We start from the raw sequence: 20,346 nt of genomic DNA on the forward strand, positions 1-20,346 counted from the left end.
ACCATAGTGAATGAAAAGATAAATGAAATGATAAGTATCGCTCATGAAGCGTTAAAGAACTCTTATGCCCCCTACTCAAATTTTCATGTCGCTTCCTGTATAATGAGCGAAAATGGTCAAATCTTTACAGGTGTTAACGTGGAAAATGGCGCTCATTCCATGGCGATTTGTGCAGAATCTTCTGCCATTTGTCAAATGATCGCTGCAGGACAACAAAAAATTAAAGATCTTGTCGTTCTGGCTAGTTCTGAACAATTATGTCCTCCCTGCGGTGCCTGCAGGCAACGAATCCAGGAATTCTCTACTGATGAAACCCGAGTATATATGTGTAATAAGGATGGAATTATTAATGTATTAACTATCAATGAATTATTACCTCTGGCTTTTTGTTTTAATCCTTATTCAGGAAATATCTAATGACGAATAAATCTAACGCCCACCTGGCTACAGAATACATTGCACAGCTTTATCCTTCTTTTAAACCTACTGTCGGCATTGTCCTTGGATCAGGACTTGGAAGCTTTGCTGATGCGTTGGAAGATAAAGTATTTATCAGTTATGAAGAATTACCGGGTTTTCCTAAAGTAACTGTTCATGGTCATGGAGGAAATCTGATTTTAGGCCATCTGGGTGGCGTCAGTGTCGCGTGTTTACAAGGACGTGCGCACAGTTATGAAGGCTCCAATCATGATTGTGTAAAAACCTATATAAGAACATTAAAATTATTAGGATGTCGCTTTTTTATCGCAACTAACGCTGCCGGTTCGCTTCGAGAGGATGTAGGGCCCGGTGAATTAATGCTTATTACCGATCATATTAATTTACAGCCTGGTAATCCACTGGTTGGTCCTAATGATGAGGAATTTGGCCCCCGCTTTCTTCCTTTAGACAATGCCTATGATCATTCAATGCAGGAGACACTCCTGGCTACAGCTTATAAAAATAACATTAGCCTGAACCAAGGCGTTTATATTTCTGTCCTTGGACCCAACTATGAAACTGCCGCAGAAATAAAAGCCTTTCGAATACTTGGTGCAGATGCTGTTGGCATGTCCACTGTTCCTGAAGTGTTAGTAGCTAATCACTGCGGGATGAAGGTGGCCGTTATCTCTATAATTACTAATTATGCAACGGGGCTAGCCAATAACAGCCATAGCCATGAAGCCGTCGTAATGATGGCCTCTCAAGCGGCCGAAAAACTGGTTACATTGCTAAAACATTATATTGAAGACTTGTTATGAGTGTTATTTCTCATTTTAATCTGCTGTTGGCTGATGTTTGCTCAAATATACCATATCCATCATCAGCCTATTCGCGATTAATAAAAACTCTTGATCTCACCTTATTGGACAAGAAAGCCAATCCTGAACAATTAGATCATTTATTTCAAAATGCATTGAGCAATGAAGTCGCTGCCGTTTGTGTCTATCCTGAGCATATTCCTCAGGACTGGCCTTTTTCAAAACTAAAAAAAGCCACAGTAATAAATTTTCCGGAAGGTCAAAATAGCCTGGCTCAAAGCCTGCGAGAGCTGGATGAAGCTTTGAGAAGACAAGCCGATGAAATTGATTATGTTTTTTCTTACTCAGCTTACCAAAAAGGAGCTTATAGCGCATCATTATCCACTTGTGAAAAAATCATTCAGAAGTGCAAAGAGCATCAATTGACGGTAAAAGTTATTTTGGAAACAGGCGCCTTGGATTCCATTGACTCTGTCTACCAGCTTAGTCGTGAGGTTATTTCCTTAGGATGTGATTTTATAAAGACATCTACTGGAAAAATTAATCAAGGTGCCAGTCTTTCCGCTGCCTTTGCCATACTTTGCAGCATCATTGATTCCAATCGTACCTGCGGCCTAAAGATATCAGGAGGCATTAGAACGGTACAGCAGGCCTCTAATTACATGCATCTCGCCGAAAAAATGCTCGCTAAACCAATAGAACCGCAATGGTTTCGCATAGGCTCCAGTTGCTTATTAACCGGATGATTCAAGTAAAGGCTAAAATCGGCTTTAAAAACCAAATATCAAAGCCAGCCACATGATTAATCCATAATAGCCATTGCTCATAAAAGCCTTAAAACATTCCTCAGGATGACGTTGCTTAATCAAACGCTGCTGATAATAAAGCAGGTATCCTGCAAATACCCAAAATACATAAAACAATAACGACATCTCATTTACAGTGCCCCACATCAACCATAAAAAATGAAAACTGATTTGTAACAAGGCAATGATAAATCGATCATAATCACCAAAAAAAATAGCGGTTGATTTTACTCCAATAAGCAGATCATCAGCTTTATCAGCCATCGCATATATTGTGTCATAAGATACAATCCATAAAAAATTAATCATCATTAATATAAAAAATGAACCGCTTAAATTCATCTCAGAAGCTGCTACTGCCATCGGTATCCCCATGGAAAAGGCGATTCCCAATACAGCTTGCGGAGCTTGTATATATCTTTTACAGAAAGGATAAATAAAAGTAACCAAAACCGCAAAAACAGCATAATAAAAACAGATTGGAGGCAACATAAAAAGAATGACTAAGGCAGTCATCAGAAGCAAAGCTAATATCAATAAAGCTTCTTTCAAGGATATTCGCCCCGAGGTTAAAGGCCTGGTAGCTGTTCTTGATACATATCTGTCAATTTCTCTATCAGCAATATCGTTGATGACACAACCCGCCGCACGCATTAAAACCGTGCCTATAAAAAACAGCAGCAGCAATTTTATTGAAGGGATGCCATGCCGTGTTGCCCATAGCGCCCATGCAGTAGGAAACCAAAGCAAAAAAATACCAATTGGTTTATTGAAACGCATTAAATGAATATAGGAGGCCAAATTCATTTTATTTGCCTTATATTTTCAGTAAACAATATTTCACATAAAAAAAAGCTGGCTTGCTGCATAAAGGAAAAATGAGCCAAGCGTACCCAAAAAGTATCATGAATATTCAAAGACAGTGTTTCTGGTAACCAATATGTTTCAATACAGTTTACTCCTATCGGATAGTGGAAAAACTGAATGCGCTCAACTTTTGGCTCGTCAAAAATTAAATTTGCTAATGACTCATGCTGAAGTCTGTTAAAAAAATGTGGTTCAAGGAAATAACACTGCTCAGGAATAATTGTACGGGCATACCAGTAAGGCATTGCCTGAGAATACATGAGAATTTCACGATGGTAGACGGGTTGATACCGTATATTTAAAACAAATTGGTCCCACCATGCAGGAAGGCGCCACCCCATTGCCAGTACAGCCAAATCCGCTTGCCCCGTATGATGCTTTAATTTTTCGGTCAAAGACCCTTGATGCAGAAGCCAGGGAGCTAACTTCGCCTCGAGTTGAACATGAGTTATTAATAAACTATCTTGATTAATCGACATAGTCAAAAATTAACACAAAATCATAAAAAAACGCTAATAAGGCAAGATATCTAACATGAACTTGTAAGAGTAACACAAATAGACGGTTAATAGCTATTGCGACAAAACCATAAATCTGGGCAAAATCATACTTTGCCCAGACCTGAACCATAAATGAATGTATCGTGTACACCACATACAAAAATAACTCCTGTCAACAAGATGTGTAACTGATGCTTAACCTGCCGCTAGGAGTTATATTAATTACGCGAGCATTGTCCCCATAGCAACCTGTTGCAGAAAGAGATAAGGTAAACGAGTTATTAGTTACAAAACCTGTGCTGTTATAAGTTACAAGATTTCTATCTGCAGCCACGCTGGTACCTTCTGGTAGTGGCTGCTGAACCCTTAAAAGATCGGTCGCAGCATCAATATCGTTATTGCCATCGGCATCTATAAAAACGATCCACCCCTTAGCCCAGTCTGTTGCCGTACCACAAGCAGTAAAAGAATCATCGGCTGTTGAGCAGACAGCCACCGTCACACTTCGTTTGATGGCTTCTGTTCGCGCATAATTAAAGGTTGCTGATAATTTATTGGTCATGGAAACGACTTTATTATTCTGCATCATACCATAAAATCCGGGTATAGCTACAAATATCAACAATGCAGACACCGCCAGCGTGACCATAAACTCCACCAAGGTAAATCCCTGGCTCTTGTCCTTCTCCATTCTTATAGCCCAAGCTTCGCTTATATTTACAATTATAGAACAGATTATTTATTAATTGATCAACAAATATTTCTTACCCGGTTCTGCAAACAAAATTTTTAAGAGAAAATGCGGGTAATTGAGCGCCATACGATTTTAAATTGCCGAGACAATGGATGAGTTATTGAAAGTCATGTTGGAGATTTAAATTTTAATATCCAGCTATTCTGTCGATTCTTTAATGCGTCCTAATCGATTAATAACAAGTGTTGTTTGTTGCTGTGTTCGCGCGTTGATAATTCTGAATTGGCCATTCATCGCCGCAAAATGCGGATGAGGAGAAAAAGGAATTGAGTTTCTGGAGGAAAATCCTGACCAGTAAATCTGCCAATGCGGATGATTCCATTGCCATTTATGCAAAGGAATTTTGGAGCCATTACTGTTTACTTCATAAAGCACCATACCACAAGACCAATCATTATTTCCGCTTATATTTTCTAAATACAACGTTTTTCCAATTATAAATGACTGCATACGTGCATAATGCAATGCTATTTTCAATTCATCTTTTAAAGTTTGCAACTCATTACGGGTGTAAAAAAAATAATTAAATGGTTATGTCCGTAAACTGCTGTAAATTCAGGTTGACTTTTTAGGAGTGGAGTCATCGCTAAAATTCGGTACTATTGAGTTGTGAAAAACAATAACTATCGAAGGAGATTAGCGATGACGGATTACAATATTACAGTTGGAAAGGAATTGCTTCCAGAACTTTTATCAAGCCAGGATGGGCTCGCAAAGCTTGTTGAAGGTGTATTGAATCAGGTATTGGAGGCACAGGTGTCAGAAAGTCTGGGAGCAGACAAGCATGAACGTTCAGGTGAACGTATAGGCTATCGTAACGGTTACCGTCCAAGACAACTATACACTCGTGTGGGACCAGTCACTCTTCAAGTGCCGCAGACACGTGATGGCTCTTTTTCTACCGATATTTTTAAGCGCTATCAACGCAGTGAGCAGGCTTTTGTATTGGCTCTGATGGAAATGGTTGTTAATGGCGTATCAACCAGAAAAGTTAATAACATTACTGAAGAACTTTGCGGTGCTAGTTTTTCAAAGTCAACCGTCAGTCAACTGTGTTCTGGTCTTGATGCAAGAGTCAGAGCCTTCAACGAGCGTCGGTTTGATGGTGACAACTACCCATTTATCATGGTTGATGCGATGTTTATCAAGTGTCGTGATGGTGACAGAGTCGTGTCTCGAGCAGCCTTGACCATCTCGGGTATCAGAAGTGATGGCTACCGTGAAATACTGGGCCTTCGCATTGGTGACACTGAGAGCTATGCTACATGGGATGAAGCGTTTAAATGGCTAAAATCTCGTGGGCTAAAAGGCGTGATGTATGTTGTGTCAGACCAGCATGCAGGGCTTGTGGAAGCGGCTAGAAAGCACTTTCAAGGTGCAACCTGGCAACGATGCCAAGTTCACTTGATGCGCAACATCCTCGGGCACTGCTCTGTCAGACACCGCAAAGATGTTGCTGAAAAGGCAAAGCTTGTTTTTCAGGCACCTGATATGGAAGAAGCCAGGCGTAGACGCGATGATTTTATTGATGCCTTTGAGAAAAAAGCACCAAAATCAGTTACCTGCCTTGAGGAGGCTTTTGACGATGCCATGGTAGTTATGGCGTTGCCGGAGAAATACAGGAAGCGACTTCGCACCACCAACATGCAAGAGCGAATTAACGAGGAAATCAGGCGCCGAGAACGAGTGATAAGGATATTTCCTAATGATGATTCTGCATGGCGGCTGATTGGCGCTTTATTAGCTGAACAAAACGAGCAGTGGCAATCAAGGCGTTATCTTAATATGGACGAATTTAATGACTGGCTGGCTGAGAATGAAGCCGGAAAGTCTAATGTTGTAGGGATGAATGCTTTGACTAAATAACGTACTAACTTGATAGGCTGAATTAATGGGAATTTACAGCACTTTTTGGACTTGACCAATTAAATCCCATCGCCAAGCTGGATAGGAGCATTAACAATGCCAACATTATTGTGAATTCTATAAGAGAAAAACCTTTCATACAATTGATCTACAACATTTTATAATTTCAGATGGGATCAGGGAGAGAAGCTCTCATAATATACCTCCTCATCCATTTCAGCTTTTTCAAAATATTGATCCTTAAGGAAGCGAGAGTTTTGTCCTTTGACCATGTAAAGTTCCGATTCTCGAAACACTTTCATCGGTTCACAGCCCTCTTTGAAATATTCACATGCACATTGCAGCTCTTGCATTTGATTATTTTTAAATAAATCAACTAAATGACGACATTGCCTTCTGGATAAATTCCAATTGTCCTCAAAAAAGAAATCATCCATTGATAAAGAACCGCTTTTAATCAAATCATGTATATCTTTTAACAGTTGAAGATTTTCCTCTGATGCTTCGATTTTAATTTCCTTGATTAGTTGATGCAGTGCATGAAAAATAATATGGACTTTACCTTTTATTTTTTCTAAATGTTCCAGGCATTCAAATGGACTATTTAAAGATAAAGAGAAACGTGATTTTTCAAAAATGAATTTATCGGTCTTATCCATAAGCCAATCCTGGCTTAAATCTTTAAAAACAGGATAAACCAATACAAACACCTCTGCTTTTTTAAATACCTCTTCTTTTGATGGTCTTTTGTAGGGATGATTATAAAATGACGGGTGTTTTGATTTATTTTCAAACTCTGTTGGAAAATATAATTTCCTGAGCTGATCGGCGTGTTCTATCAATTCGCTACGATCAGCTGATTTGGATTGAAGAATTAGCTGATAAACTCTTTCAAACCAATCGAGATTTTCTCGGTAACAACAATAAACCAGCAAATCAAAAAGATTAGCAAAGGTTGAATACATAAGCTCCTGATTTTTATATTTTCCCGAGCTTGTTTTACGGTAGCGCAAATCGATGTATTCTTTCCCTCCTTTTAATCCAGTTTCTAATAGCTTTATTTTGCTTTCTTCAGATAAATAAATACTGCTGATATTAACGTCTTTACCAATATCCAGCACTATCGTCTGTAAAGCATGTTGTCGTAATTTAATACGATCCTGCTCCCAACCGCTGGCTGGATCATTGACACCAGTAAGCAATCGATAAATCCAATTTAAAAGGAAATTTTCACGATAGACTTTGTCTTTTATTCTATCAAGCGTATGCCGTTCCGTTCCATTATTAAACTGAATTCCCACTAATTTAAGATTATTACCATGTTCAGATTCCAGCAAACTTGAATAATCATCTTTATATATTTCAGTCGGGAAATTACTCTTGATTCCACCATCATTAAATTCTTCATCATTGATTTTAACGGGCTGAAAAACAATGGGTAGACAGGCAGAGGCGGTAACAGCTTTGCTGACCTCTTCATCCGGTGAATGCTTGAATGAAAAATAGGTTGTCTCTCCTGCCAGTTTTCTGGTGGCAGTGACGGTTAATTCTTCACCAAAACCGCAATCTGGATATTGCTTTCTGAAATGTTCAAGAACCCCAAAGGTTATCTTTCCTTTAGGATAATGATCTTCAGGCTTATCATGGTGTTTTTTCAATACCTCCAGTATTTTTTTATTGATCATATAATCAAGCGCAGCTTTAAGACCATTAGTGTTTGAAATTCCGTTAACATTCAACTTTTCATAATAAATTAGATTTTCCGGACGAATGGATTTAAAAAATTCAAAAATTTCTTCTGGAGTACAGCCTAAATAACATAAAACAGACATAATGGCACCGGCTGAGCTACCGGCATATTTTTTAGGACGAAGGCCTGCATCACAAAATGCTTTATAAACTCCCACATGAGCAAAGATTTTGGGGCCACCACCGCAAAAAACCATAATCTCCGAGTCCGGTCGCTTTTCCAGCACTAGAATCTCGTTTGTTTCTTTATTACGGCTAATGCTAATTTGCTCTTCTTTTAATAGCTTTTCAAATCGCTTTGTCTTTGAAGGTGCTTCTTTTTTAGAAGAACCAAATTTAAACCAGGAAGCGACCCAGCCGAACAAACGAATATACCAGGGTTTAAGAGCATGAAATTTTTCTGCGGTACGATAAGCATGCATTTGCTCATACCGAGACTGATATTGCTCTTTATCTATAGTGAGAGAGTGAGGGTGAGGCTTTTTACAAATATTATTAAAATCAAAATCGCCTATATTTGACGAAAGTAGCCGATCGACAAGCTTGTCTGTAATGTATACGCGCTTAGCATTACCATTTGAATCCTGTTCATTTTTCTCCGGGTCGCTGTATTTTCCTTTCATTGGAGGGGATAAAAATTGGTTCAGTCCAATAAGCAATCCCTTTTTACCATAACAAACGTTTAAACCTGTTAATTGATAGTGCAATGAAAGAGAAATATCAGCTAATGTCCAGTGATCAAATCGTTTGTTAAACAACCAGCTTTTAAACTTTCCCCACCAGTTTAGTGAAACTTCAGCCGAATAACCTCGATATTCATTAACGGCGTATCGATTTAAGAAAACCGTTTCTTTTTCTTCTTCATGTGATTTTAATAACCATTGAAGAAATTTTTCTTTTTTTTCTTCACTTAGGCGAGTAAAGTCAAAAATAATATTTTCGTCATCCAGCAGGTAATTCGCTAGTGTATATTTTCTATCCGGGGAAAGGCTGTTTATGCGTAGTCGACCTAAATAGGCGGTCAATATTATTTTTTTCAACAAGTATATGTTATCAGCATATTTACCGTCAGACTCCAGCAATTGACATAGCAAATCTTGTGGTGCCATCCTTCTCTCGTCCTTTTGTAGATATTGTTAGCTACTGATAGCTCATGTTACGCAGCTTCGTCTTTTTTGTATCTTTGGACACATTTTTCCATTTCAAATGCTCATTTACTTAATGTAACTGCGCTTTAAAATTCCAAAATGCGTTCAAATTTTCCAAAAAATACTGTGCTGCGTAAAATGAGTGATAAGTTAAAAACTTATGTTACAAACATATCAGTCATCATCCTTTGATGCCTTTTTTAATATCTATCATAAAACGAGAAGAAAATGAATAGGTTTAATAGTAATTGTACATAATGCAATATGTGGTGGGCAATCTTATGCAATATTTTGCAAAATGCGTTTTACAACATCTGCAGGATGAGAGGCAAGGCTTACTGGTCGTCCAATCACCAGATAATCACTGCCAGCTGCTATGGCCTTTTTTGGCGTCATTATTCGTGACTGATCATCGCTGTTTTCCTCAGATAAACGGATTCCGGGTGTAACCGTCACAAACGATGAACCAAAAGATTCTTTAATAAGAGAAGATTCCTGTGCCGAACAAACAACTCCGTCCAATTGAGTATCAAAGGCCAATTTTGCTAGCCTTAAAACCTGTGAAGTTAATGCAGAAGGAACTCCTATTAAAGGTAACTGCTCCTCACTCATGCTTGTTAATACAGTAACCGCAATTAATAAAGGTTTGTCTTCTCCAAACGGTTCCAAAGCATTTCTAGCCGCCGCCATCATTTCCAGACCACCGGCAGCATGAACATTCAGCATCCATACCCCCATATCAGCACTTGCCTTACAGGCTTTTGAAACGGTGTTAGGAATATCATGAAATTTTAAATCAAGGAAAACTTTAAATTGTCTCTTGATGAGTAGTTTGACAAAGTCGGCGCCAAAAAGTGTGAACATTTCACTGCCTACTTTAAGTGCGCATTGCGCTGGATTTAATTGGTCAATCAAATCCAGCGCTTTACGTTGATCAGCAAAATCCAGAGCTATAATCAATTTAACAGTCATTAAGCAACCTCAAGCATGCTCTCAATGGCATTTTTTAATGTTTTTACAATTAAAAATTGCTCAGATTCAGTCAAATAAGGATGCATGGGTAAACTGATAACTCGCTGGCTCGCTCTTTCAGCATGAGGGAAGTCACCATTTTTATAATTAAGGTATTTTAATGCTTCCTGACAGTGCATAGAGCCAGGATAATGAACAGCGGTCGGAACTCCTTGTGTCTGCATGAATTTTTGCACCGCCTCTCTTTCCTCAATCTCAATCGTGTATTGCGCATATACGCTAGAATACCCATCTTTTACCACAGGTGTTTTACATATTGGGGATAATAGTTGATCATATCGATGGGCAACAGTCATCCTTTGTTCAATTTCATTAGGAAAAAGCTTTAGCTTTTGCAGTAAAATTGCAGCCTGGATACTGTCCATTCTACCATTAATGCCAATGCGTATATGGTTATAACGTGCATTTTGTCCATGCACACGAATTTGCCTTACTTTCTGGGCTAAATCATCATCATCTGTAAAACAAGCACCGGAATCTCCATAACCTCCTAAGGGTTTGGAAGGAAAAAAGCTGGTGCAACCAATGGTTGTCAATCCACAAGAATACTTGCCTTTATAAGTGGCACCAAAGCTTTGGGCAGCGTCTTCAATAACATCTAATCCGTGTTTTTTGGCAATGGCGTTAATGGCATCCAGATCGGCACATTGTCCAAACAGATTAACTGGCATAATGGCCTTTGTTTTAGAAGTAATAGCTTCCTCTATCCGTGTGGGGTCAATGTTATAAGTTATTGGATCAATATCCACAAAAACAGGGGTTGCCTGACATAAGGCAACGACTTCAGCTGTAGCGAAAAAACTGAAAGGACTTGTAATGATTTCGTCACCCGGCTTTATATCCAAAGCCATTAAGGCCATTAACAGCGAGTCTGTACCACTAGAAGTAACTATGGCATGTTTTACGCCCACAAAGGCAGCTAATTTTTCTTCCAACTCATCAACTTCGGGTCCAAGAATATATTGCCCATGTTCAAGAACTCTTTGAATACTCTGAAGAACATCTCTTTCAATTAATTGATACTGTTTTTTTAAATCGATAAATTGCATAATTTCTCTTCATTAAAATTTAGAATAATATTTCCTACCCACCTTCCAATCCATGAATGGGCTTCATTTTACCCCATTGCTTACAACTTGGACAATGCCAATGTAAATGTTTCCCACCAAATCCACAGTGCCCACAACGATATATCGGCTTGTTGTCAAGGAATTTGCTTGTTATATCATATAACATTTGCAATTTATCACGCACTTTGCCATAAGCAGAATCAAGATGCCAATATATTAGACGGTTTAAGCCACGAATAGAAGGATATTTACTTAAATTTTCAGCCACAAAATCAATAGCTGTATCCAGATTTTTTTCCAGTCGCAAATAATCTGCAATGACAAAAATTACTGAGGCTCGAGGATGATCAATTAGTATCTGTTTCAGATAATTTACACACTCACTCATACAATTGATTTCTTTATAACATAATACCAATGGCTGGATAATTTCTGTTATAAAGTCTGGATCTTGCTGCGGTACTTTTTTTAATATCTTAATAGCTTGTTTAAATCTTCCTGCCTGAATCTCCATATTGGCAAGCATCAAACTGCCTCTTACTGATTCTCTGTCAACAGTTAATGCATGTTTCACACAATAATAGGCACGATCATAAGCTTTATCCTTTAGCGCTTCATTTGCCATTTCACAGTAATAATGAGCGGCTTGATGATGTAGACTATTACCGGTTGATATTTCCAGTTTCTTAATAATATCCAGGGCTTTTTCCCATGCCTTTTCCTGCTGATATATAGCTAATAATTCATACAAGCTTCCTGTCTCTTTACTTCCGCCGATTTCCACTACTTCCAGAAATATTCTCTCGGCTCTGTCAAAAACACCTGCACTCATGTAATCCTGACCTAACGCCATCAAGGCTTCCTTACGTTGAAGTAGGCTTAGTTGAGGCCTTGCGATTAAATTTTGATGAATACGTATTGCTCTATCCACTTCACCACGTCGGCGAAACAAACTCCCTAAAGCCAAGTGGGTTTCCACAGTCTCACTATCTACTTCTAATAATTTAATAAATACATCAACAGCTTTATCAGGTTGTTCATTAAGCAAATAATTCAGGCCTACTACATATTCGCGGGACAGGCGATTTTCAGAGTTTCTTTTTTTATCTGAATAATTCCTTGTTGCCACCCACCATCCTGACCAGGCAGCGGCTGGCAATAACATCGGCCACAGATTAATCATTAATAAACTCCACTGTTGAATTCAATCCGTTTTTTATCAATGTTGATCTTTCAAAGGTATTGCACGTAAATTTTTTATTTCTTTTTCAGTCAGATTTAGTTGGTTTTTTAATTTCCAATATTCACGTTTCAATCTCCAGTAGCGAAATAAAAAAATGATAAATCCAATCAAAATACCTATCCCCAGGACAATGACCATCAAAACAGACATCGGCAACTTAAAAGTTGTGACGTAAAAATTGATTTGAACGTCAGATGCATTAAGTGCGGCGAAGGTGACGCCAAAGATAATGAGCACAAGATAAAACAATAACATCAATAAACGCATTACTGATTCCTTTTTAATTTTCTGTTCCGATTATGCCGAATATTTACCTGTTAAATACTATATTTTTAGAAAAAATAAAGAAAAATTTATAACATCTTATATGTATCATTTTACAGAAAGTCCATGACTTTTTATATTCCAAAAAGAAAAAACTTAACAAGAATTCAGCAGGTATTTTTTATAAAAACTTTATCTCATTTCAGTCTGGAAGTCAGGATTTTTTTAAAAAATCACCTGCATCCACACCGTCCTGCTATAGAACGGTTTGAGATTTCTGAGCTTTAATTATCTACACTTAAGCAAAAAAAAAGCGTAGTAAAAACTACGCTTTTTATCAAATGATAAATATTATTCATTTTCCTTACTACTGGCCATTTTTTCTTTCAACAAATCGCCCAGTGTAGTAGAGGCAGCATCGCCATTTCGCGAGTATTTTTTAATGGCCTCTGCCTGTTCATGAGCATCTTTGGCTTTTACAGAAAGAGAAATAACGCGGTTTTTACGATCAATATTTATAATTTTGGCTTCGATTTCATCACCTTCTTTAACAAGGGTTGAAGCGTCATCGACTTTTTCATCAGATAATTCATTGGCTTTAATTGTACCGATCACATCATCATCCAGAGCTACCGTAACAGATTTTGCATCCACTTCAGCTACTCTTCCTTTAACAATAGACCCTTTGGAATGCTCTTCAACAAAGCTCGAGAAATTATCACCTTCAAGTTGTTTTATTCCTAAGGAAATACGCTCACGCTCAGCGTCAATTGCCAAGATAACAGCTTCAATTTCCTGTCCCTTTTTATACTGTTTAACCGCTTCCTCACCAGGAACATTCCAGGAAATATCAGACAAATGAACCAGCCCGTCAATATCACCTTCGAGTCCAATGAAAATACCAAAATCCGTGATGGATCGAATTTTACCTTTAACTTTTTCACCTTTACTGTGGCTTTGTGCAAATTGTTCCCAAGGATTTCCAACACATTGCTTCATTCCTAAGGATATGCGACGTCTGTTTTCATCAATTTCCAATACAACAACGTCAACAACATCACCTACAGAAACCACTTTGCTTGGATGGATGTTTTTATTCGTCCAATCCATTTCTGACATATGAACCAGACCTTCTACACCTTCCTCAATCTCAACGAAGCAACCATAATCAGTAATATTGGTTACTTTCCCTTGTAATCGATGACCTATAGGATAACGCTCCACCAGGTCAACCCAAGGATCATTACCCAACTGCTTCATGCCTAACGATACACGATTTCTTTCGCTGTCAAAACTTAAAACTTTTACTTTAACATCTTGACCTACAGAAAGAACTTCACTTGGGTGTTTTACACGCTTCCATGAAATATCGGTAATGTGCAGTAACCCATCAATGCCGCCTAAATCAATAAATGCCCCATAATCCGTAAGATTTTTTACAATACCATGCAAGACCTGACCTTCATGGAGAGATTCAAGCAATGCTTGTCGATCTGCACTACTTTCTTCTTCCACAACTGCACGTCTGGAAACCACAATGTTATTACGTTTAATGTCCATTTTAATGACTTTAAACTCAAGTTCTTTACCTTCCAGATATGAAGGATCACGAACTGGCCTGACATCAACGAGGGAGCCAGGTAAAAACGCGCGAATAGAACCAATTTCAACGGTGAATCCACCTTTGACCTTTCCTGAGATAAGACCAGTCACCGTTTCGTTGTTTTCATATGATTTTGAAAGTTTTCGCCAGGCTTCCTGTCGCTTGGCTTTTTCTCTGGAAAGCAATGTTTCACCATAGCCGTCCTCAACAGAATCTAAAGCGACCTCTACCGTATCACCGACACTTACTTCCAACTCGCCATTTTTGTCATAAAATTCCTCTATAGGAATAATACCTTCAGACTTCAAACCTGCATTCAATGTGACATAGTCAGTATCTATATCAATAATTTTCGCATTAATGATGGCGCCTGGATAAAATTGGGTTCCAGCTATGCTTTCCTCAAATAATTCTTTAAAACTTTCAGACATGTTAATTAACTCGTTAGTGAAACACCGGAATATAAGTTATACTTATCTTCCCCCTATTAATTTAAAGCTTTGAATAATTCAAACGCTCTTCAACTAATTTTAATACATTATTGAACACTTGTGTAATATTTAGTTCAGTTGTGTCAATAATTATTGCATCGCTTGCAGGTTTCAGTGGAGAGTGGATTCTTGAAGTATCCCTTTCGTCACGCTTAACCAATTCATCTACAACTTCGGCGAGGCTAACATTATTTCCTCTATCTTTCAACTGTAAATATCGTCTTCGTGCACGCTCCTGTTCTGTAGCATATAAAAAAAACTTTAAAATTGCATCAGGAAAGACGACTGTCCCCATATCACGGCCATCCGTAACCAATCCAGGGGACTTGGCAAAAGATCTTTGTCGTTGCAGCAGTACTTTTCTTACCTCAGGTAAGGCCGCTATAGCAGAAGCTTGCTGGCCGCATGCTTCTGTCCTTATTTGTTTACTGACATCTTCACCATCAAGCAGCACGATTTGTGAGTCTTTTTTTAATTGAAACTGTAAATCCATTTTTTCGGCTAACTCAACGAGTTTTCCTACATCATTTGATGATATATTGTTTTTAGCTGCCGCATAGGCCAACACACGATAGATAACACCGCTGTCCAGGATATTCCAATTCAAATGTTTAGCTAAAAGATAGCAAACCGTACCTTTTCCTGTCCCGCTTGGCCCATCAATAGTGATGACAGATGCTTTTTTATCATTTTTCATCAACAACTTCCTGTATATTCATTCCGACCTTATTTGCAGTAGTTACAAATCCTGGAAAAGACGTAGTGACATTTACACAATTTTTCACAGTCACTGGTTGCTTGGCCACCGCCCCTGCAACGGCAAAGGCCATGGCCACTCGATGATCATGATGACTGTCAACCACACCACCTTCTAACTGCCCTCCTTTGATAAACAAACCATCTTCAAACGGCTGTGCATCAATACCTAAAATCTGTAATCCTTCTGCCATAACGCCAATACGATCACTTTCTTTCACCCGTAACTCTCTTGCACCATGAATAAATGTCTGTCCTTTCGCCACAGCCGCAGCAATAAAAATAATAGGAAATTCATCAATAGCTAACGGCACGAGCGAAACAGGTATATCCAACCCCTCCAAAGAAGAATGTTTTACCAATAGATCAGCTACCGGCTCCTCACCACATAATCTTTTGTTGAGAATTGAAATGTTGGCTCCCATTAATTTGAGAATCTGTAAAATACCGGTACGCGTAGGATTTATTCCTACATTTCGTATAAAAAGCTCGGAACCGGGAATAAGAGTTGCAGCTACAATAAAAAAAGCAGCGGACGAGATATCGCCAGGCACAATAATATCGGCTGCAATACACTCACTGTCTGAATTAATGCCAATTTCATTTTCTGATTTATGCAGGGGATAAGAAAATGTCGTCAGCATTCGTTCAGTGTGATCCCTTGTGACTCCCGTTTCGGTAATGGTTGTTTCGCCTTCGGCATACATTCCTGCTAATAATAAACAGGATTTAACTTGGGCACTTGGCTCTGGAATATCATAATGTAAGCCTGTTAATTTTTTTCCGCCGTGAATATGAAGTGGCGGCTTCCCTTCATTGGTAAGAATTTCCGCACCCATTTTGCTTAAAGGCCTGCTGACTCTTTCCATCGGGCGTTTCAATAAACTGGCGTCACCTGTCAATTGACTATCGAATTCCTGAGGTGCAAGCAGGCCAGTCAACAGGCGCATACTCGTACCGGAGTTACCGCAATCTATAACTTGACTCGGCTTTTTCAATCCATACTTGCCAACACCCTGAATGACGACTCGTTGCGATATCGGCCCCTCAATAGAAACTCCCATCTGGCGAAAAGCCATCAGAGTAGCCATACAGTCTTCACCTTCCAAGAAACCGTTGATGGTGGTCGTTCCTCTGGCAATGGCTCCCAGAATAACGGCACGATGGGAAATGGATTTATCCCCAGGTACCTTTATTTCATCTCTCAAGGATTTCGCGGGATAACTGATAAAATGATGCTGGCTCAATGGTTATATTCCTCTGCAAATTCACGCATACAATCTATTAACTGCTCGACACCAGACATCGGCATTGCATTGTATATGCTGGCCCGTACACCACCTTTTAATCGATGTCCCTGTAAAGCATACAACTTCTGTTTGGATGAAAAAGCTATAAATGATTCTGTCAATTCCTGACGAAACAGTTTAAAACATATATTCACTTTAGACCGACTTTCTTTCTCAATATCACAATAATAGAAATCTGAGGAATCTATATAGGAATAAAGCCGTTCAGCTTTTAGACAATTCCTTTGATATAAAACATCTACTCCACCTTGTTCCTTTATCCATTCAAACATTTTAGCTGCCACATAACAATTAAATACAGGAGGTGTAGCATACATAGACTGATTGTCAACATGAACACGATAATCAAGCATGGCAGGAATTCTTTGCTGTGGATTTAATGAAAGAAGTTCATCACGCACAATGACCACAGTCAAGCCAGCATTAGCAATGTTCTTCTGGGCGCCGGCAAAAATCAAGCCAAATCTGCTCACATCTACTAGCTCAGTTAATAAGCAGGAAGTCATATCAGCTATGAGGATACGTTCGCCTACATCCGGTATTTTTGAAAACCGCACCCCGTCGATTGTTTCGTTAGGCGTATAATAAATATAAACAGAATCCTCATTGAGTATATAATCCTGTTCCGGGGGAGTCTTTAAATAATTATTATTTTCTCCCGAGGCCACTACATAAGCATTTTTTAAATAAGATGCTTCCTTAAATGCCATGGATGACCATACACCAGAGATTAAATAGCCGGCGGAATCATTTGCAGATAAAAAATTCATTGGGATCATGGCGAATTGTGTTCTAGCCGCTCCTCCAAGAAATAAAATATGATAATTTTCAGGAACATGAAGTAACTCACGAAGGCTTGCCGTAGCCGATGCCAATAATTCTCTGAAAGCTTCTGTGCGATGGCCAATTTCCATGACTGACATGTCATGCCCCTGCCAATCAAGTAATTCTGCCTGTATATCTTTTAAAATAACTTCAGGCAACATGGCAGGACCGGCGCTGAAATTATATCCTCTTATCATTCTTGAATTTCTTCCTCATCACTTTCTTCAGCCACTTCCTCTATACGTTGCATACCAACCACATGTTCTCCAGAAGCTACATTAATCAAGCGTACTCCTTGCGTGTTACGTCCAATTATTGATAGCTCATCCACCTTGAAGCGCACCAAAGTACCCTTATCAGTAATCAACATGACCTCATCGCTATCAGAAACTTGAATAGCGCGCACAACTTTACCGTTTCGTTCAGTCACTTGAATAGAGATAACACCCTGGCCGCCCCGACCTGAAACCCGATATTCAGAAATGTCCGTCCGTTTACCATAACCATGTTCTGTGGCGGTGAGAATCGTACCGCCATCTGGCTGGACCACCACAAGAGAAATAACAGATTGGCCTTCTGCCAAACGAATGCCACGTACACCTCGAGCTGTTCGACCCATGGGACGAACCAAGCCTTCTTCAAAGCGAATCACCTTCCCGGCATCGGTAAACAACATAATATCTTTTTGACCATCCGTCATATCCACACCGACCAGCAAATCATCTTCTCCTAAATCGACCGCAATAATTCCGCTGGAACGGGGTCGACTAAAGGCCTGTAATGGAACTTTCTTTACTGTTCCTTTTTTTGTAGCCATAAACACAAAATATCCTTCCTGATATTCTCGAACAGGCATCATGGCATTAATGTATTCATTTTCTGCCAAGGGGAGGATATTTACGATGGGCTTACCACGAGATATGCGACTGGCCAGTGGTAACTCATAAGCCTTTAGCCAGTAGAGCTTGCCATGGTTTGAAAAGCAGAGCAAGGTATCATGGGTGCTTGCAATAACCAAACGTTCTACAAAATCTTCTTCCTTAACATGTGTTGCTGATTTCCCTTTTCCACCTCTTTTTTGAGCCTTGTAGGCATCCAGTGGTTGATATTTAACATATCCCTGATGAGACAAGGTAACGACCACATCTTCTTCAGTGATCAAATCCTCAATGGTTAAATCTTCCTGAGATGCGGTGATTTCTGTTCTTCTTTTATCAGAAAATTGATTTTTAACATCAAGCAATTCATCACGAATGACTTCCATTAAACGTTCCGGAGAGGCCAGAATATCCAATAATTCTCTAATGGACTCAAGCAGCTGCTCAAATTCATTTAAAATTTTATCTTGTTCAAGTGCAGTTAAGCGGTGCAGCTTTAAATCCAGAATAGCCTGTGCTTGTGCCTCAGATAAATGATAACCATCCTCTTTCAGACCATATATAGCCGGAAGGTCATCTGGTCGACAAGCATGGCTTCCCGTCTTTTCTAACATTGCTTTTACAAGACCAGCCTGCCATGTGCGTCCCAAAAGTGCTTCTTTAGCGTCCTGTGGGGTGGGTGATTTTTTAATTAATTCAATCATTTCATCGATATTTGCCAAAGCAACACCCAACCCCTCAAGGATATGAGCTCTGTTTCTTGCTTTTTTCAGTTCGAAAAGCGTTCTGCGAGTGACAACTTCCCTTCGATGCTTGATAAAGTACTCAAGAATTTGCTTAAGATTTAATGTTCTTGGTTGCCCATCTACCAAGGCTACCATATTAATACCAAAAACATTTTGCATTTGTGTATGAGCATATAAGTTATTCAAGACAACTTCAGCAACTTCTCCCCGTTTTAATTCAATGACAACTCTCATTCCCTGTTTGTCCGACTCATCCCGCAAGCCTGAAATTCCCTCAAGTTTCTTCTCGCGCACCAAATCAGCGATACGCTCAACCAAGCGGGCTTTATTTACCTGATAAGGGATCTCACTGATAATGATGGCTTGTCGTCCGGAGTGCTTATCTGTTTCAATATCCGTTTTTGCGCGAATGGATATTCGACCTCGACCGGTTCTATAGGCTTCCAAAATTCCAGCTCGCCCATTGATAATGGCGGCGGTAGGAAAATCAGGACCAGGTATGATTTCCATTAAATGTTCCAGACTGATATCTGGATCAGAAACCAGTGCAATACAAGCGTCAATCACTTCACCAAGATTGTGTGGTGGGATATTGGTAGCCATACCAACGGCGATACCGGAGGATCCATTCACCAGTAAATTAGGGATTCTTGATGGAAGAACCACCGGAGCAAATTCTGTTTCATCATAATTGGGCGCAAAATCAACGGTTTCCTTTTCCAAATCTGCCAACAAAGCATGGGCAATTTTAGACATTCGGACTTCCGTATATCGCATGGCGGCAGGAGCATCTCCGTCAATAGAACCAAAATTACCTTGGCCATCCACCAGCATGTAGCGCATTGAAAAGGGTTGAGCCATGCGTACAATGGTGTCATAAACCGCCGTATCTCCATGCGGATGATATTTACCGATAACGTCACCTACCACCCGGGCAGATTTTTTATACGGTTTATTCCAGTCATTTCCAAGCTCACTCATGGCGTAAAGCACCCTTCGGTGAACGGGCTTCAATCCATCACGCACATCGGGCAAAGCTCTGCCGACAATGACACTCATTGCATAATCAAGATAGGACTGCTTTAATTCATCTTCAATGTTGACAGGTAAAACTTCTTTGGCTAAATAAACCATAGTTTGGGTGCATCCTTAAGAATAAGAAAGAATTAAGTTTTGAAGAATACCATAACCAGACAT

The 20,346-nt window shown here is 39.3% G+C and carries 18 protein-coding genes; 4 read left to right on the top strand and 14 right to left on the bottom strand.

The genetic code is table 11. From position 1 onward, the window contains the following. Positions 1 to 6: 6 nt before the first annotated feature. The 3 genes from cdd to deoC are packed head-to-tail and all read left to right on the top strand — an operon-like array spanning position 7 to position 1,987. A complete protein-coding gene (gene cdd / locus E4T55_RS00620) occupies positions 7 to 417 on the top strand; it encodes a cytidine deaminase (RefSeq protein WP_058501984.1) in 411 nt (136 codons plus the stop codon). Beyond that, a complete protein-coding gene (locus E4T55_RS00625) occupies positions 417 to 1,241 on the top strand; it encodes a purine-nucleoside phosphorylase (RefSeq protein WP_058501985.1) in 825 nt (274 codons plus the stop codon). The genes cdd and E4T55_RS00625 overlap by 1 nt, the downstream gene beginning before the upstream one ends. Next, the gene (gene deoC, locus E4T55_RS00630) at positions 1,238 to 1,987 is read left to right on the top strand and encodes a deoxyribose-phosphate aldolase (RefSeq protein WP_058501986.1); all 750 of its coding nucleotides are present in this window, start codon (positions 1,238 to 1,240) and stop codon (positions 1,985 to 1,987) included. Before E4T55_RS00625 ends, deoC begins: the two co-directional genes overlap by 4 nt. 24 nt (positions 1,988 to 2,011) lie before the next feature. On the opposite strand, the gene ubiA is transcribed toward deoC, so the two are convergent. The 4 genes from ubiA to E4T55_RS00650 all read right to left on the bottom strand — a co-directional run bounded on the left by ubiA (position 2,012) and on the right by E4T55_RS00650 (position 4,666). Next, complete coding sequence (ubiA, locus tag E4T55_RS00635) at positions 2,012 to 2,854, bottom strand: 4-hydroxybenzoate octaprenyltransferase (protein ID WP_082636538.1); 843 nt, start codon at positions 2,852 to 2,854, stop codon at positions 2,012 to 2,014. Then, complete coding sequence (locus tag E4T55_RS00640; protein WP_058501987.1) at positions 2,851 to 3,393, bottom strand: chorismate--pyruvate lyase family protein; 543 nt, start codon at positions 3,391 to 3,393, stop codon at positions 2,851 to 2,853. Before E4T55_RS00640 ends, ubiA begins: the two co-directional genes overlap by 4 nt. Before the next feature lie 193 nt (positions 3,394 to 3,586). Further along, on the bottom strand, positions 3,587 to 4,105 hold the full coding sequence (locus E4T55_RS00645; RefSeq protein ID WP_058501989.1) for a GspH/FimT family pseudopilin: 519 nt from the start codon (positions 4,103 to 4,105) through the stop codon (positions 3,587 to 3,589). Between the two features lie 201 nt (positions 4,106 to 4,306). After that, positions 4,307 to 4,666 (bottom strand): GspH/FimT family pseudopilin, encoded by a 360-nt coding sequence (locus E4T55_RS00650; RefSeq protein ID WP_082636539.1) that lies wholly within the window; start codon positions 4,664 to 4,666, stop codon positions 4,307 to 4,309. 144 nt (positions 4,667 to 4,810) lie between these two features. Here E4T55_RS00650 and E4T55_RS00655 point away from each other — a divergent pair, with 144 nt between their 5' ends. Then, on the top strand, positions 4,811 to 6,034 hold the full coding sequence (locus E4T55_RS00655) for an IS256 family transposase (protein ID WP_115325208.1): 1,224 nt from the start codon (positions 4,811 to 4,813) through the stop codon (positions 6,032 to 6,034). Positions 6,035 to 6,210: 176 nt separating this feature from the next. Here E4T55_RS00655 and vpdC read toward each other — a convergent pair whose 3' ends face one another. From vpdC to gyrA, 10 genes are all read right to left on the bottom strand, one after another. Next, positions 6,211 to 8,892, bottom strand: coding sequence for a Dot/Icm T4SS effector VpdC (vpdC, locus tag E4T55_RS00660; protein ID WP_058501823.1), 2,682 nt, complete (start codon positions 8,890 to 8,892; stop codon positions 6,211 to 6,213). Between the two features lie 318 nt (positions 8,893 to 9,210). Further along, on the bottom strand, positions 9,211 to 9,903 hold the full coding sequence (gene pyrF, locus E4T55_RS00665) for an orotidine-5'-phosphate decarboxylase (RefSeq protein WP_058501824.1): 693 nt from the start codon (positions 9,901 to 9,903) through the stop codon (positions 9,211 to 9,213). Then, on the bottom strand, positions 9,903 to 11,012 hold the full coding sequence (locus tag E4T55_RS00670) for a DegT/DnrJ/EryC1/StrS family aminotransferase (protein WP_058501825.1): 1,110 nt from the start codon (positions 11,010 to 11,012) through the stop codon (positions 9,903 to 9,905). Before E4T55_RS00670 ends, pyrF begins: the two co-directional genes overlap by 1 nt. A gap of 34 nt (positions 11,013 to 11,046) precedes the next feature. Further along, a complete protein-coding gene (gene lapB, locus E4T55_RS00675) occupies positions 11,047 to 12,216 on the bottom strand; it encodes a lipopolysaccharide assembly protein LapB (protein ID WP_058501826.1) in 1,170 nt (389 codons plus the stop codon). Positions 12,217 to 12,252: 36 nt separating this feature from the next. Beyond that, a complete protein-coding gene (locus E4T55_RS00680) occupies positions 12,253 to 12,543 on the bottom strand; it encodes a lipopolysaccharide assembly protein LapA domain-containing protein (RefSeq protein WP_058501827.1) in 291 nt (96 codons plus the stop codon). A gap of 348 nt (positions 12,544 to 12,891) precedes the next feature. Further along, the gene (rpsA, locus tag E4T55_RS00685) at positions 12,892 to 14,574 is read right to left on the bottom strand and encodes a 30S ribosomal protein S1 (protein WP_058501828.1); all 1,683 of its coding nucleotides are present in this window, start codon (positions 14,572 to 14,574) and stop codon (positions 12,892 to 12,894) included. 61 nt (positions 14,575 to 14,635) lie between these two features. After that, positions 14,636 to 15,331, bottom strand: coding sequence for a (d)CMP kinase (cmk, locus tag E4T55_RS00690; protein WP_058501829.1), 696 nt, complete (start codon positions 15,329 to 15,331; stop codon positions 14,636 to 14,638). Beyond that, positions 15,321 to 16,637, bottom strand: a complete 1,317-nt coding sequence (gene aroA / locus E4T55_RS00695; RefSeq protein WP_058501830.1) for a 3-phosphoshikimate 1-carboxyvinyltransferase — start codon at positions 16,635 to 16,637, stop codon at positions 15,321 to 15,323. The genes cmk and aroA overlap by 11 nt, the downstream gene beginning before the upstream one ends. Next, positions 16,634 to 17,722, bottom strand: a complete 1,089-nt coding sequence (gene serC / locus E4T55_RS00700) for a 3-phosphoserine/phosphohydroxythreonine transaminase (protein WP_058501831.1) — start codon at positions 17,720 to 17,722, stop codon at positions 16,634 to 16,636. The genes aroA and serC overlap by 4 nt, the downstream gene beginning before the upstream one ends. Then, on the bottom strand, positions 17,719 to 20,283 hold the full coding sequence (gene gyrA, locus E4T55_RS00705) for a DNA gyrase subunit A (protein ID WP_058501832.1): 2,565 nt from the start codon (positions 20,281 to 20,283) through the stop codon (positions 17,719 to 17,721). Before gyrA ends, serC begins: the two co-directional genes overlap by 4 nt. Between the last annotated feature and the right edge of the window lie 63 nt (positions 20,284 to 20,346).

Source organism: Legionella israelensis (assembly GCF_004571175.1).
GTDB classification, from domain to species: domain Bacteria; phylum Pseudomonadota; class Gammaproteobacteria; order Legionellales; family Legionellaceae; genus Legionella_D; species Legionella_D israelensis.